Annotated in this window: 14 protein-coding genes; 5 read left to right on the top strand and 9 right to left on the bottom strand. The window is 62.8% G+C overall.

The features are described from left to right. Nucleotides 1-462 precede the first annotated feature (462 nt). Nucleotides 463-1,077, top strand: a complete 615-nt coding sequence (locus BMW74_RS07825; protein ID WP_093416109.1) for a LysE family translocator — start codon at nucleotides 463-465, stop codon at nucleotides 1,075-1,077. Between the two features lie 89 nt (nucleotides 1,078-1,166). Next, nucleotides 1,167-2,120, top strand: a complete 954-nt coding sequence (locus BMW74_RS07830; RefSeq protein WP_093416115.1) for a SphA family protein — start codon at nucleotides 1,167-1,169, stop codon at nucleotides 2,118-2,120. A gap of 25 nt (nucleotides 2,121-2,145) precedes the next feature. Here the strand turns inward: BMW74_RS07830 and BMW74_RS07835 are convergent, their stop codons facing one another. Together BMW74_RS07835 and BMW74_RS07840 are read right to left on the bottom strand one after the other, a co-directional pair. Next, nucleotides 2,146-2,970, bottom strand: a complete 825-nt coding sequence (locus BMW74_RS07835; protein WP_093416119.1) for a delta-aminolevulinic acid dehydratase — start codon at nucleotides 2,968-2,970, stop codon at nucleotides 2,146-2,148. A gap of 187 nt (nucleotides 2,971-3,157) precedes the next feature. After that, the gene (locus BMW74_RS07840; RefSeq protein ID WP_093416122.1) at nucleotides 3,158-3,856 is read right to left on the bottom strand and encodes a glutathione binding-like protein; all 699 of its coding nucleotides are present in this window, start codon (nucleotides 3,854-3,856) and stop codon (nucleotides 3,158-3,160) included. 335 nt (nucleotides 3,857-4,191) lie between these two features. On the opposite strand from BMW74_RS07840, the gene BMW74_RS07845 reads away from it, so the two are divergent. After that, complete coding sequence (locus BMW74_RS07845; RefSeq protein WP_093416125.1) at nucleotides 4,192-4,866, top strand: histidine phosphatase family protein; 675 nt, start codon at nucleotides 4,192-4,194, stop codon at nucleotides 4,864-4,866. 81 nt (nucleotides 4,867-4,947) lie between these two features. Further along, the gene (locus tag BMW74_RS07850) at nucleotides 4,948-6,000 is read left to right on the top strand and encodes a permease (RefSeq protein ID WP_093416128.1); all 1,053 of its coding nucleotides are present in this window, start codon (nucleotides 4,948-4,950) and stop codon (nucleotides 5,998-6,000) included. 59 nt (nucleotides 6,001-6,059) lie between these two features. Here BMW74_RS07850 and mnmH read toward each other — a convergent pair whose 3' ends face one another. The 5 genes from mnmH to BMW74_RS07875 form a co-directional block, all read right to left on the bottom strand. Further along, on the bottom strand, nucleotides 6,060-7,157 hold the full coding sequence (gene mnmH, locus BMW74_RS07855) for a tRNA 2-selenouridine(34) synthase MnmH (RefSeq protein ID WP_093416131.1): 1,098 nt from the start codon (nucleotides 7,155-7,157) through the stop codon (nucleotides 6,060-6,062). After that, nucleotides 7,157-8,191 (bottom strand): selenide, water dikinase SelD, encoded by a 1,035-nt coding sequence (gene selD, locus BMW74_RS07860; protein WP_093416134.1) that lies wholly within the window; start codon nucleotides 8,189-8,191, stop codon nucleotides 7,157-7,159. Before selD ends, mnmH begins: the two co-directional genes overlap by 1 nt. A 144-nt stretch (nucleotides 8,192-8,335) precedes the next feature. Next, nucleotides 8,336-9,292, bottom strand: coding sequence for a quinone oxidoreductase family protein (locus tag BMW74_RS07865; protein ID WP_093416137.1), 957 nt, complete (start codon nucleotides 9,290-9,292; stop codon nucleotides 8,336-8,338). Between the two features lie 182 nt (nucleotides 9,293-9,474). After that, complete coding sequence (locus BMW74_RS07870) at nucleotides 9,475-10,257, bottom strand: AraC family transcriptional regulator (protein ID WP_093416142.1); 783 nt, start codon at nucleotides 10,255-10,257, stop codon at nucleotides 9,475-9,477. A 115-nt stretch (nucleotides 10,258-10,372) separates the two neighbouring features. Next, nucleotides 10,373-10,540, bottom strand: a complete 168-nt coding sequence (locus BMW74_RS07875; protein ID WP_093416148.1) for a metallothionein — start codon at nucleotides 10,538-10,540, stop codon at nucleotides 10,373-10,375. Between the two features lie 407 nt (nucleotides 10,541-10,947). Between BMW74_RS07875 and BMW74_RS07880 the strand changes: the two genes are divergently transcribed. Then, nucleotides 10,948-11,541 (top strand): DcrB/PsbP domain-containing protein, encoded by a 594-nt coding sequence (locus BMW74_RS07880; RefSeq protein WP_093416153.1) that lies wholly within the window; start codon nucleotides 10,948-10,950, stop codon nucleotides 11,539-11,541. A 93-nt stretch (nucleotides 11,542-11,634) separates the two neighbouring features. Here BMW74_RS07880 and BMW74_RS07885 read toward each other — a convergent pair whose 3' ends face one another. Both BMW74_RS07885 and BMW74_RS07890 read right to left on the bottom strand, forming a co-directional pair. After that, complete coding sequence (locus tag BMW74_RS07885; protein ID WP_093416158.1) at nucleotides 11,635-12,747, bottom strand: succinylglutamate desuccinylase/aspartoacylase family protein; 1,113 nt, start codon at nucleotides 12,745-12,747, stop codon at nucleotides 11,635-11,637. A gap of 139 nt (nucleotides 12,748-12,886) precedes the next feature. Next, nucleotides 12,887-13,666 carry an ABC transporter substrate-binding protein gene (locus tag BMW74_RS07890; protein ID WP_093416162.1) on the bottom strand — a complete coding sequence of 260 codons (780 nt, stop codon included), beginning with the start codon at nucleotides 13,664-13,666 and terminating at the stop codon, nucleotides 12,887-12,889. Between the last annotated feature and the right edge of the window lie 47 nt (nucleotides 13,667-13,713).

Here is a 13,713-nt window from a genome sequence, read left to right on the forward strand (position 1 = left end):
ATCTCTCGTCAGCGGGAGGCGAATTCTACAGCGTTACACGCTGCTGTCAACACCTCTTTCTCGCCGCTTTCGACCGAGAAGATCGAACCGTTGATAGTGTCAAACCAGCCGACCCTAACAACTCCTTCCAGGCCTCGATGAACCGAAGCAACCTGCTGCCGAAAACTGCATAACTCTTTGTTTACCAAGGAGTTTTCCGTTTCGACTGCGCCGGAAGTGGGGCGAATTATAGACTTCCAGGATCTGCCGTCAAGCATTGATTTGATTTATCTATCAGAAACCCAGAATCGCCCCAAAACCCTGCCTATATAGAAGCAGACGTGCGCGTCATGCAGCGCTGATAACGCTCATCGACTATATAGAAGGTGGCAGCCCACGCCTCGACTCTCCAGAAAGCGCCAGCGGTGCTGTTCTATCGTAAGCTTGGGCTCCGCCCACCCGACATCGCCATGGAGCGCCACGATGCTGACCCTGGACTTTTTGATGACTTCATTAATAGTCGTTCTGATCCCCGGCACAGGGGTGGTGTTCACCCTTTCGACTGCGATCACCGCAGGTAAACGCGCCAGCGTGTACGCCGCACTCGGTTGCACGACAGGCATCATCCCTCACCTGCTGGCTTCGACGCTCGGCCTATCGGCCATACTGCATGCCAGCGCGCTGGCCTTCCAAGGCCTGAAGTTCGCCGGGGTCGCCTATCTGCTCTATCTGGCCTACGCCACCTGGCGTGATCGCTCGGCATTTGCCATGGCGGATGTGCCTGTGCACCTGAGTGCAACACGCATCATGCTTCGCGCCTGCCTGCTGAATGTGCTCAACCCCAAGCTGACGATCTTCTTCCTGGCCTTCCTCCCACAGTTCATTACCGCGAACGGCCCGGCAACTTCTGTGCAGATGATCACACTTAGCTCGGTGTTCATGCTCATGACCTTTGCGGTGTTCGTGATCTATGGCTTACTGGCGAACATTTTTCGCACTGCCGTTGTTGAGTCCCCGCACGTCCAGAACTGGATGCGTAGAAGCTTTGCCGCTACGTTCGCAGCGCTGGGCCTGAACCTGGCATTTGCCCAACGCTAAGCTTCCCGCTGTCGCACCGCCCACTTTTCCGGCGGGGCTACGTGGCGTAACACCCACACATTCAAAAACGCGAGACCAAGAGATCCACAATGACAAGACTTTCGTTCGCGCCCCTGCCACTGACCCTTGCGTTGCTCAGTTGCAGCCCATTGGCACTGGCTACCGAGGGCAGTGTCGGACGGCCCATTACCGGCCAGATCATTTTCTCCAACGCCGGGATCATTCCCCCGGAGCCCGGCTGGGTCATTTCGACGACCAGCATCTACTACGACGGCAAGCTCAGCAAAAGCAAAGCCGCGCCGGTTCGTGGTGAAGTCGGTTCCGACCTGAAGATGAAAGTCTCCTACACCATGACCAACATCACCCGAGTCTGGGACACCGGCAAAGGCCCATGGAACTTCGCATCGGCCGTCGGCCTGCCCGTGCAGTACACCGATGCCAGTGCCAGCGTGACGGGCCCCCGCGGCAGAACGGTTGGAGAAAGCGACTACGGCACCCAGTTCGCCGACGCCTTGATCACCCCGATTGCCGCGGGTTACCACTTCAGCGCCACCGATCACATCTCGATGTCGCTGCCGATCTATGTCCCCACCGGTGGATACGACAAGGATCGCCTGGCCAACGCCGGGCAGAACACCTATACCTTCATGCCGACCCTGGCCTACACGCATCTCTATGAAAAAGGCGGTGAGTTCAGCCTGCTGGGGGCATTCGAGTTCTATACCCGCAACGATGCCACCGACTACCAGAACGGCAGCATCTTTCGCCTTGATGGCCTCTGGACCAAGGGGCTGGGGAACGGCTGGGCCGCGGGCGTGGTAGGTGGCGTAATCAAGCAAGTGACCAACGACACCGGTGATACCGCCGATAAGCTCAACGGGTTCCGCGGGCACTCGGCCGGCGTCGGTCCGTATGTCGGCTGGAGCGGCAAGTTCGCCGATGCCCAGGCGAGCGTCAGTGCTCGCTGGGTACCGGAGTTCGACTCCGTCAACCGCCCGGAAGGTGACGGGATCAGCGTGAACCTGACGCTGGCGTTCTTCTAGAGCACCGGCCAACGCTGCGCGGGACTCAGATCCCGCTCAGCGCCAGGTCCATCGCAAAGTACGTGAAGATCAGGTCGGCGCCCGCCCGCTTGATCGCCCCCAGGCTCTCGCGTACGACACGCTCTTCATCGATGGCGCCGGCCGCCGCGCCGAACTTGATCATCGCGTACTCGCCGCTGACCTGATACGCCGCCAATGGCAAGCGTGACGCCTCGCGGATATCGCGAATGATGTCCAGGTACGCACCGGCTGGCTTGACCATCAACGCATCAGCCCCTTCCTGCTCGTCCAGCAGCGATTCGCGCACCGCTTCTCGGCGATTCATCGGGTTCATTTGATAGCTCTTGCGGTCGCCCTTGAGCGCACTGCCGCCCGCCTGCGCGGCCGCCACGGCTTGCTTACCGAGGTTGATCAGGGTCTGGTCATTGTCGACCTCATGGTGATGCAGCACGCCGCAGTGGCCATGATCGGTGTACTCGCAAAAGCACGTGTCGGACATGACGATCATCTCCGGCACCGCGTCCTTGCAGATCCGCGCCATGCGCGACACCAGGCCGTTTTCCTTCCAAGTGTCGCTGCCGGCACCGTCCAGGTGATGGGACACACCGAAGGTCATGACCGACTTGATGCCCGCCCGGGCGTAACGCTCGATTTCACCGGCCAATTTCGACTCGGGTATCCGCCGCACACCGGGCATGCTGCTGATGGGCACGAAGTCGTCGATCTCTTCCTCGACAAAGATCGGCAGCACCAGGTCATTGAGGCTGAACTCGGTTTCCTGGAACAGGCTGCGCAATTGCGGGGTACGGCGCAAACGCCGTGGACGGACTTCGGGGAACTGGCTGGACATGGAGTTTCCTGGCAGGAGGCCAACGGCCTGGACAAGATGAAAGTCGCAAAGCGCAGGAGCTTATGCCCCCCGCCCCTCAGGAGACAAATCCGCGTTCGGCAAGAACCTGTTGCAGCCCCGGCAACAATCGGGTTTCCAGCGCAGAGCAAACGCCAGCGCAACGCCTTGCGCTGGCGTCGAGCACGATCTACCTGGGCACCTCCAACCCACGGATGACCGCCGGGCGCGCGACAAAGCGCTCCAGCACACGCAGTACATTGGGGAAGTGGTTGATCCCCACCAGATCCCCGGCCTCATAGAAGCCAATCAGGTTGCGCACCCAAGGAAAGATGGCGATGTCGGCGATGGTGTAGCGCTCGCCCATGATCCAGTCGCGGTCTTGCAGGCGATTTTCGAGCACGCCGAGCAAGCGCACACTTTCCGCGACATAGCGATCACGCGGGCGCTTGTCCTCGTACTCCCTGCCCGCAAACTTGTTGAAGAACCCCAGTTGGCCAAACATCGGCCCGATGCCGCCCATCTGGAACATCAACCACTGGATCGTCTCGTAGCGCGCCGCCGATTCCTGGGCCAGCAACTGCCCGCTCTTGTCCGCCAGGTAGATCAGGATCGCGCCGGACTCGAACAGCGCCAGTGGCTGATCACCCGGACCGTGGGGGTCGAGGATCGCCGGGATCTTGTTGTTGGGGTTGAGCGACAGGAACTCGGGCGACATCTGGTCCTGGGTCTCGAAACTCACACGGTGCGCCTCGTAGGGCAGGCCGATCTCTTCGAGCATGATCGACACCTTGACCCCATTGGGGGTGGGCAAGGAGTACAACTGAAGCCAGTCGGGGAACTGGGCGGGCCACTTAGCGGTAATCGCGAATGCAGACAAATCGGTCATGGTGAGCGTCCGGTGACAGGTGAACCACTGAAGGTCGGCCTGGATGACAGCACAGGCCAGATTCGATCTTTACGCCGGCCAGATTACAAGCGAGACCGCGCCCACTGCATCTTAAATCGGAAACATTCTGTCGCTATCCTTCCCCACACCCCAGCCAACGCCCCGGATAAAGTGCAGCCCGCAGATTCAGATGGAACCCATGGGCAGCAACGAACTCTGATACCTGCCCTGGCATCAGACGCATCACCCCACGACATGGAAACCCATCCGTAGCCACACACACGAGATGCAAAGGTTTGTCAGCCTTAACCACCTGCGCCGAAGACCTTATTTTCATGACAAACACCACCTACTTCACCCTGCGCCTGAAGCATCGCGCCTTGGTGTTCCTGCCCGCGCTGCTGGTGACCTGCGGCCTGTTCCTGTCACTGGAGTCCAGCGAGAGCCGTGCGACGCCGGCCGATGGCACCCAGACCCTGGTGTTCTTGCGCCATGCGGAAAAGCCCGCCGGCGGCCTCGGCCAGTTGAACTGCCAGGGCCTGAACCGGGCGCTGAACTTGGCGCAACTGCTGCCGGAGAAGTTCGGCAAGGCCAACTACGTGTTTGCCGCCAACCCGACCCGCAATGTCGAGGAAGGCGAGTTCGACAACTCCTACAGCTACATTCGCCCGCTGATGACCATCAGCCCCAGCGCCATCAAGCTCGGCCTGCCGGTCAATATCAACTTCTCGGCCAACGACACCAGCGACCTGGCTGACGAGTTACTCCACGACAAGTACCACGACTCAATCATCTACACCGCCTGGTCCCACGGCTACCTGCCGGAGCTGATCAACGAGGTGGCGCAGGACGCGGTGGGTGGCACACACACCATCACCGAAGACTGGCCATCCGGCGACTTCGACTCGCTGTATGTGCTGACCCTGACCTGGCACAACGGCAAGGCCACCTTGCAGAGCGAGCACGTCAAACAGGGATTGGACAACGGCAGCGACACCTGCCCGAGCTGATCCGCCCGGACATCTACGGCAACGGGCGAAACCGGGCTGGTCTATACTCCGCGCCTTGTCCTCATTGTCCGGAACCTTTCGATGTCCAACTCCCTGGCAGCCCCTATCCGGGGCTGGTCGTTCTGGTGGAAACCCGCCCTGTTCGTGCTGGTCGCCTGCGTCGGCCTCTACTACGTCAAGTGGTCGCCCTACTACCTCAAAGCCTTCGTCGCCGCTGACAACCACAGCATCGGCGCCTCGATTCTCAACGATGAACAGACCGCGCCCCTGGCGGCCGCACTGGCGTATGCCAAGGTGTACTTCCTGGCGATCTGGAAAGCCGCGGTGCTGGCGGTGATTCTTGGCTCCCTCCTGCAAGTGCTCATCCCGCGGGACTGGTTGCTGCGTTTGTTCGGACGTGCCGGATTCGCCTCGACCCTGCGTGGCGGCCTGTTCGCCCTGCCCGGCATGATGTGCAGTTGCTGCGCCGCGCCCGTGGCGGCCGGTATGCGTCGACAGAACGTGTCGGTAGGCGCGGCCCTCGCCTTCTGGATTGGCAACCCGGTACTGAACCCCGCCACGCTGGTGTTCATGGGCTTTGTCCTGGGCTGGGGCTTTACCGCGTTGCGGCTGGTGGCAGGGATTGTGCTGGTGTTCGGCGTATCGATGGTCGCCCAGCGCATTTCACGTCCCGAGCAAGTCCCGCAAGCGGCGCTGGAAGCCGTGGCCAACGCCAGCGTCGACAACGACCAGCCGTTCCTCGCCCGCTGGGGACGCACGTTGTGGCAACTGTTCTGGAGCACCATCCCGATCTACATCCTGGCGGTGCTGGTGCTGGGGGCTGCGCGGGTCTGGCTGTTCCCCCATGTCGACGGCGCCATGGCCAACAGCTTGGTGTGGCTGGTGCCGCTGGCCATCGTCGGCACGCTGTTCGTGATCCCCACGGCGGCAGAAATCCCCATCGTGCAGACCATGATGGCCCTGGGCATGGGCACCGGCCCGGCGGTCGCGTTGCTGATGACCCTGCCGAGCATCAGCCTGCCGTCGCTGCTGATGCTGCGCAAGGACTTCGACACCCGGGTGTTGGTGACCGTGGCCGTGCTGACCATGCTGATTGGCGTGGTGTGCGGGCTGATCGGCGCGCTGGTGTTGTAAGTACCCTTGCGCCAGGCCTGTCGGATTGCGTGGGCGCGAGCAGGCTCGCGCCCACCGCGTTAGCGGCCGGCGCGCTCGCGCAGGTACGCCAGCACGGCGGCCTGCTCACCGGCGAACTCGATGCGTGCGCCTTTCTTCTCCCGTTGAAAGGCGTACATCGGGTCGTAGTACTCGCACAACAACCCTTCGATCCAGCCACGGTGCAAGTCCACCGCACCGCTGCGTGCCTGTTCGGCCAGGGCCGCCTCCATCAACAGCAACAGCCGCCCATGGCGCTCGCCCCCCAGGCGTTTGCTGATGTTGTTCAGGCTGGCCAGCAAGCGCTCGGAGAACAGGGCAAATCCTGGCTCACCGTGCACGGCGATGAACTCGGCGCACAGGTCCACCACGTAGTCGCGCAAGATCCGCTCGACCCGCCCCTGCACGCTGTCTTCCAGCCACACCATGGGGAAACGCTGCATGCCCTGGTACAGCGGCAACGGGAGCGCACAGCTGCCGACCATGCGGCTTTCATCTTCCAACACGAACTGTTCGATCCCTCGGGCACGCTTCTTCAGCACGTCCACCGCCAGGGCGTTTTCGAAGTCGATGTTGCAGGGTTGCCCCGTCGCACGCTTGCCAAAGCTGGACCCGCGATGATTGGCGTGGCCTTCCAGGTCCAGGCCATTGTCGAGTTGGGCCAGCACCTCGGTCTTGCCGGTGCCGGTCATCCCGCCCAGCAAGACAAAGTCACACTGCGCGACGGCCTGGTCCGTTGTGTCTAGTAGGAAGGTACGCATTGCCTTGTAGCCACCACCGACCCTTGGGTAGTCGATGCCCGCCTCGTCCTTGAGCCATTGCTGGACGATCTGCGAGCGCAGCCCACCGCGAAAGCAATACAGCAACCCGTCGGGATGGGCCTGGGCAAACTCGGCCCAGGCCTGGACGCGCTCGGCCTTGATCGGCCCCGAGACCAACTGGTGCCCCAGGACAATCGCCGCCTGCTGCCCATGCTGCTTGTAGCAGGTGCCGATACGCTGGCGCTCGTTGTCGTTCATCAGCGGCAGGTTGACCACCCCTGGGAACGCGCCCTTGCTGAACTCGACCGGCGCCCGGGCATCCATCATCGGCCGGTCGTTGAGGAAAATGTCGCGGTAGTCGGTGACATCGATGGGCATCAGATCACCTCAACCGCGTGGCTCTGTCGCTCCACCAGTTCACCGATAGGCGCCAGGTTCAGGCCCAGCTCGGCGGCCACCGCGAGGAACGCCGCGTTGCCTTCGGGCGTGACGGCCACCAGCAGGCCACCGCTGGTCTGCGGATCGCACAACACCCGCTTGTGCAACTCCTGCACACGGCCCAACTTGCTGGCGTAGCTGTCATAGTTGCGCAGCGTCCCACCTGGCACACACCCCTGGTCGAGGTAGTACTCGACACCCGGCAAGCGTGGTACACGGTCATAGTGAATCTGCGCGGTCAGGCCGCTGCCGTCGGCCATTTCCACCAGATGCCCAAGCAGGCCGAAGCCGGTGACATCGGTCATGGCGGTCACGCCATCGAGCTTGCCGAAGCAGCTGCCGGGCTTGTTCAAGGTGCACATCCAGTCCCGCGCCAGGCCCACGTCGCTGTCGCGCAACTTGCCCTTCTTCTCGGCGGTGGTGAGGATGCCAATGCCCAGCGGCTTGGTCAGGTACAGCAAGCAACCGGCGGTGGCGGTGTCGTTGCGTTTCATGTGGCGCTTGTGCACCAGTCCGGTGACCGCCAGGCCGAAGATGGGCTCCGGGGCGTCGATCGAGTGACCGCCCGCCAGGGGAATACCCGCCTCGTCACACACTGAACGCCCACCGCGAATCACTTCGCGGGCGATTTCCGGGGCCAGTAGATTGACCGGCCAGCCGAGGATCGCAATCGCCACCAACGGGTCACCGCCCATGGCATAGATGTCGCTGATGGCATTGGTGGCGGCGATGCGGCCGAAGTCGAATGGGTCGTCGACGATTGGCATGAAGAAGTCGGTGGTCGAGACCACGCCACGCTCCTCGTCGATGGCGTACACCGCCGCATCATCGCGCGAAGCGTTGCCGACCCAGAGTTTCGGATCGAGGTTCTGCGCCCCGCTGCCGGCCAGAATCACCTCCAGCACCTGGGGCGAGATCTTGCAGCCACAACCTGCGCCGTGGCTGTACTGGGTCAGGCGGATCGGTTCGCTCATGGGGGGCACCTTGTCTAGTCAAGGTGGCGATTCTAACAGAGCAAACCGAAATATCTGACAGAGATAAAGCCATCACCCTACATGCGCAAGCATTGGTCAGGTGGCGCTCGGGGGGCCGCCGCTCGTGTCAGCGTCAACCATCGATCAAGGCATCAGAATGATCTTGCCGGTGCTCCCCTGGTTCACCTCGTCATAGCGCGCCAGCCCATCGGCCAGGGGTGATTCGATCAAGCCCTGGGGCAGCGGCAGCAGGCCCTGATCGAACCAGCCGCCGAACCGATCGAGCATTGCCGCGCAAGCCTGGACGCCGTACAGCAGCGTGTTGACCCCCACCACCGAGCCGCCTTTGCGATACAACCCCAGGGCCGGCAGTTGCACGTGACCGTCCACCGGGGCAGCGATGATGGCGATGCGCCCGAATGTCGCCAGGGCCGCGACCGAGGCTGGCAACCAGAAACCGCTGGTGTCGAAGATCACTTCGGCACCACCGGCATACACCGCGTCGACCTGGGCGCCGAGGTCCTCAGGCTGCTCCAGTAGCAGGGTGGGATAGCCCAGGGCTTGCAGCGCCTTGGCCTGCTCCGGGCGTCGAACGGCTGCCAGCAGTTGCGCACCTCGGACCTTGGCCAGCGCCAAGGCGGCCGTGGCAACCGCCCCGCCGCCAATCACCAGCAAACGCGTGCCGGCCTTGACCAGGCTGCGTTCCAGCGCATCCCAGGCCGTGGTGTAGGGCACGCCGAGGCTCGCCGCCTGGGCGAAACTCAGGTGGGTCGGCTTGAGCGCCACGCCACTGGCCGGCAACTTGACGAACTGTGCGTGGGAACCGTCAGCGAAAAAACCCAGCTCGCGCCCCGTCCCCCACACGTCCTGGCCGAGCAACGCTGGCGGGCCTTCGATCACCACCCCGGCGAAGTCCCGGCCGGGAATCCGTGGCAACGTGGTGTAGGGAAAACGCCCCAGCACGTTCTTCACATCGCTGGGGTTCAACCCGGCCGCCTTGATCTGCACCAGCACTTCGTTGGCGCCGGCCACCGGGGTCGGCACCTCCACATAGCGCAGGGACGAGAGGTCGCCGGTCTTATGGAACTGCAGTGCTTTCATCGGTACTTCCACCTGATCAATAGAGGGTTTCAAGAGCACCTGCCGGCGAGCAGGCCGACGACCCAATAATTGAGGTCGTTCCGGTTCGACGCCGCGCAAGGGACAGGGGCAGAGTGTAAGGAGCAGCAACCCAGGAGATCGGCCAAGTGCTTCAGGATTTCGGCCACTTTTTTTGGGGGGCTTCAGCCCATGGGGTCTTTTGCCTGGGCGAACTGCGACGGTGCAATCCCCAGCTCACGGCGGAACATGTCGCTGAAGCTGCTCGGCGAATACCCCAGCTCGCGGGCGATGGTGCTGACGGGGACTCCCTGGATCAGTTCGGCGGCGGCCACGGCCAACTGTACCTGGCGACGCCACTGCGCAAAGCCCATGCCCACGTCCTCCTTGAACAGGCGCGCGAGGGTGCGCACGCTGGCGCCGGCCTGTTCGGCGTGCTGCTCGAACGGGATGTCCAGTGATGGCGCGACCATCACCGCCTGGCACACATGCACCAAGCGCCGCTCAGTGGTGCCCGGCATGGGGATTTTCAACAGCGAACGCTTGGCTCGCTTGAGTTCCAGCAAGGCCAGGCCCACCAGCGCGTTGTAATACTCGGCAGGCTCCTGGTCGCCCTGCTCCACCAGCCCCAGGATCAGCTCACGCAACAGGCCACCGACCTCGATCACCTGGACATTGGGGTCCAGCGTCGCGGCCAACGCCGGGCGCAAGTAGATGTTGCGCATTTGCAGGTCCGAGACCACCCGAATGCCATGCGCCACCCCCGGTGGCAACCAGACCGCCCGTTGCGGCGGCACCACCAGGGCTTCGCCGGGCGTCTCGACCCACATCACCCCGCTCATCGCATACAGCAACTGCCCCCAAACGTGTTCATGGGGCTCGATGTACAAGCCACGCGGATAGGTGCGCGCCAGCGGTTGCACCGGGATGTCGGTGTCGCTCAGGTCAGGGGGAACGGCAAGGGCCATGGGCGAGGGTCATGTGTGGGGGGGCCTCATGGTATCGGGGCGTAGCGCGAACTGCCAACGGCTCGGGGCACGTGCGGAACGTGGACGCCAGGGCGCCACGCTCCGGGCATGTTGGTCAGGCATGCGCCCCCTTGGCGCACTTGCAGTCCGCCGAGGTGCAGGCTTCGCCGTGTTCGTGATGCTTGGCGCAACCCTCGCAGCAGTAGTGCTTGCCGTGACGGACAATCGAGTGCTCGCCCAGCTTGCAGTTGCAGTTGGGGCAGGCGCAGGTCGTTGCTTTCATCGGTTTGACTCCGTAAGTGAGGTCGTCCAGGTGCGACACCCATGCCGCACCTCAAGCAGTGACCGCGCCAGCGAACCTTCGCATGCACCACCCTGACTACGGCCCTCGCTCAAGGAAAGAGGTTAGACGATCCCGGACACCTCGCCCGGGCCGCTGCACAATCAACCAGGCATACGCGGTGCGGATCACCCAAGGCTCGGCCCCGCGGACCTAATGCTGTTCACTTATTTAAGGTCATCTCGACATGCAAACAGCCCGTGGCGAGCAAGCTCGCTCGCCACAGGTGCTCTTCGACGGTGGGATGACCTCACGTCGTCCTCGGTGACCCGAACCTGAAATCGCGCTGGAGTGAGCACCTCGGCCCATGGGATGATCGCCGCCACCGCGCGATTACCCCGGAGATGTGCATGTCGTTGCTCAAGAACAATCTGTTCAGTAAGAAAGCCGCTGTCCTGCTGCTGACCGCGCTCACTGCGTTTTCCACCGTCAACGTGAATGCCGCCAGCCAACCGGCGACCAAGACTGCACCGGCACAGAAAGTTTCCGTACTGGGCGGTAAATTCTCCTTCGCCCTGCCCGCCGGTTTCGTCGCCAACACCCTGCCGGGCGGCGACGCAGCCAATGGCACCTCCGGTGCTACGGGCACCATGTACGTCAATCCGCAAAGCAAAACGGTGCTGATCATCGCCGAAAACACCCTGCCCGACGGCCAGAAGGTCAAGGACAACGACCCGGCGTTCCTCGACACCTCGCTGTCCGGCTTTGTCACCCAGCAGCGCGCGGCCCTTCCCGACTTCAACAAGCAAAGCGAGAAAAGCCTGACGGTCAAGGGACTCGGCCTGCGCCAGATCGACAGCACCGCGACCCAGGGCGGCGGTCCGACCCTCAATACCAGCCTGCTGGCCGGTTCCGGCAGCCGCATGATGCTGATCCAGGTGATTTCCCGCATCGAAGACAGCAAAGGCCATGCGGCGCTGCTCAAGCAGATCCTGGGCCAGTAACAGGCCGGCGCCCGGGCCGAGGGTGAGACTTCACCACGGCCCGGGCGCCAACCTCGGTGATCAACCGCGCGCGGCGGTCCATCGATCACCCGTTCAGTCGTTGGTCAGCTTGCCCGCCCGGATCACTTCTCTCCCGGCGACTTTGGCTTGCCAGATCCCAGGCTCGGTGTACCGGCTGCGATCCAGGGCAAACAGCACGCCGCTGGTCCCGGCACGCACCACCGTCACCCGGTCGGTCAACGGATTCACCACTTCAAACAGCGCGTCCCCCCGCTCGACCCATTCGCCGACCTCACGCAGGAAACTCACCACCCCGTGATGGGGCGCAAACAGGTACTCGGTGCCCGCGAACGGCATCCCCTCACAGCATTCATCCGGCGCGGCCGGCCAGTGCCCGTCGATAAAGCCCTGCTCGGCGAGAAAGCCCAGAATCGCCTCGCAATTGGCCCGGGCCTGATCCACCCGCGTGTCGCCCATGCAGCCCAGTTCCAGGGTGGTTGCGCGGTTGGCCGGTGGAATCGCGGCGTGCGGGAACCGTTGGGCCAGGCGCAGCCAGGGCGATGAGCAGGACTCATCGAACGAACTGCCGCCGGAGTCCTCACACAACAACGCCACGCCCGCCTTCAGCCGCGCGGCCAACGACTGCCATTGCGGCCAGTGCTGCGGCAGCGCATACAGGTGGATCGAGGCCTCGAAATCACAGTGCAGGTCCAGCGTGAAGTCGGCCTCGCACGCATGCCGCAGCAACAGGCGGTGCATGGCTTGCAACTGGGACGTCGGCGCCGGCAGTTGGTCGAGCACCTGGCCCATGGCCTGGCGAATCAACGCCACGTTGGCCTCGGCATCGCTGCCCAGGCGCTCGCCTATCAACTCAGCCACCGGCGCGCTGAGTTCATGGAACGCGCGATTGAAGTTCTTGCCGCTGCCCAGCTCGAAACGCCCCATGTGCGCACTTTGCAGGTGTTGGTCCAGGCCAATCGGGTTGGCCACCGGCACCAGTTCGATCACCCCCTTGAGCTGGCCCTGGGCTTCGAGTTCGCCGAGGCGTTGCTTCAGTTCCCAGGCGGTGCGCATGCCCGGCAGCTCATCGGCGTGCAGGCTGGCCTGGATGTAGACCTTGCGCGAGCCTTGGCCAAAGCGAAACACACTCAGCGTGCGCTCGGTGCCCAGGTGACTCCAGGGCAGTGTGTGGTCGATGCGTTGCATGGGCTGACTCCTGAGGAATACGACGATGAAACCGCCTGTGGGAACGAGCAGGGTCGTTCCCACAGGCGGTGTCTCGTATCAATTGAAGCGCATAAAAAAGTGGCCACCGCGTCAACGGGGCCACTTCTTTTACGGCGTATTAATGGCCGTAGACGTCAAAGTCGAAGTACTTGTCCTGCACTTGCTTGTAGATGCCGTTGGCGCGGATCTCGTTGATCGCGGTGTTGAACTTGTCCGCCAGGGCCTGATCGCCCTTGCGCACGGCAATACCGGCACCACCGCCGAAGTACTTGGCGTCTTCATAGGTCGGGCCGACGAACGCGAAGCCTTTGCCGGCATCGGTCTTGAGGAAGCCGTCGCTGAGGGTGACCGAGTCGGCCAACATCGCGTCGAGGCGGCCGGAGACCATGTCCAGGTTGGCCTCTTGCTGCGAACCGTAGCGCACCAGCTCGACACCGGCTGGCACCAGCACTTCAGTGGCGAATCGGTCGTGGGTACTGGCACGCAGTACACCGACTTTCTTGCCCTTGAGCTCGGTCAGCGGGTCTTTGACCGCCGAGTCCGCCTTCATCACGAAGCCCGCAGGGGTGTGGTAGTACTTGATGGTGAAGTCGACGTTCTTCTTGCGGTCGTCGGTGATGGTCATGGACGACAGGATCGCGTCGATTTTCTTGACCTTGAGCGCCGGGATCAGGCCATCGAACTCTTGCTCGACCCACGTACACTTGACCTTCATCTGCTGGCACAGCGCATCGCCGATGTCCACGTCAAAACCGCTGAGCTTGCCTTCTGGCGTCTTGAACGAAAACGGCGGGTAGCCGGCTTCGATACCGATGCGGATAGGCTTGGCGTCTTCGGCCACGGCCGAAAGGGACAATACGGACAGTGCCAGGGCACCGAACATCACTCGCTTCTTCATTTATAACTCCTGTGTGCGGAGACTCTTATTGGCAGCATTCGACGGTC

The organism is Pseudomonas sp. ok272 (assembly GCF_900109995.1).
Classification (GTDB): domain Bacteria; phylum Pseudomonadota; class Gammaproteobacteria; order Pseudomonadales; family Pseudomonadaceae; genus Aquipseudomonas.

What these genes read in the sequence shown, in the direction of transcription:
- BMW74_RS07875 (WP_093416148.1), bottom strand. Translation starts at nt 10,540, where the DNA reads ATGAAAGCAACGACCTGCGCCTGCCCCAACTGCAACTGCAAGCTGGGC.
- BMW74_RS07870 (WP_093416142.1), bottom strand. Translation starts at nt 10,257, where the DNA reads ATGGCCCTTGCCGTTCCCCCTGACCTGAGCGACACCGACATCCCGGTG.
- BMW74_RS07835 (WP_093416119.1), bottom strand. Translation starts at nt 2,970, where the DNA reads ATGTCCAGCCAGTTCCCCGAAGTCCGTCCACGGCGTTTGCGCCGTACC.
- BMW74_RS07890 (WP_093416162.1), bottom strand. Translation starts at nt 13,666, where the DNA reads ATGAAGAAGCGAGTGATGTTCGGTGCCCTGGCACTGTCCGTATTGTCC.
- mnmH (WP_093416131.1), bottom strand. Translation starts at nt 7,157, where the DNA reads ATGCCCATCGATGTCACCGACTACCGCGACATTTTCCTCAACGACCGG.
- selD (WP_093416134.1), bottom strand. Translation starts at nt 8,191, where the DNA reads ATGAGCGAACCGATCCGCCTGACCCAGTACAGCCACGGCGCAGGTTGT.
- BMW74_RS07840 (WP_093416122.1), bottom strand. Translation starts at nt 3,856, where the DNA reads ATGACCGATTTGTCTGCATTCGCGATTACCGCTAAGTGGCCCGCCCAG.
- BMW74_RS07825 (WP_093416109.1), top strand. Translation starts at nt 463, where the DNA reads ATGCTGACCCTGGACTTTTTGATGACTTCATTAATAGTCGTTCTGATC.
- BMW74_RS07880 (WP_093416153.1), top strand. Translation starts at nt 10,948, where the DNA reads ATGTCGTTGCTCAAGAACAATCTGTTCAGTAAGAAAGCCGCTGTCCTG.
- BMW74_RS07885 (WP_093416158.1), bottom strand. Translation starts at nt 12,747, where the DNA reads ATGCAACGCATCGACCACACACTGCCCTGGAGTCACCTGGGCACCGAG.
- BMW74_RS07850 (WP_093416128.1), top strand. Translation starts at nt 4,948, where the DNA reads ATGTCCAACTCCCTGGCAGCCCCTATCCGGGGCTGGTCGTTCTGGTGG.
- BMW74_RS07845 (WP_093416125.1), top strand. Translation starts at nt 4,192, where the DNA reads ATGACAAACACCACCTACTTCACCCTGCGCCTGAAGCATCGCGCCTTG.
- BMW74_RS07865 (WP_093416137.1), bottom strand. Translation starts at nt 9,292, where the DNA reads ATGAAAGCACTGCAGTTCCATAAGACCGGCGACCTCTCGTCCCTGCGC.
- BMW74_RS07830 (WP_093416115.1), top strand. Translation starts at nt 1,167, where the DNA reads ATGACAAGACTTTCGTTCGCGCCCCTGCCACTGACCCTTGCGTTGCTC.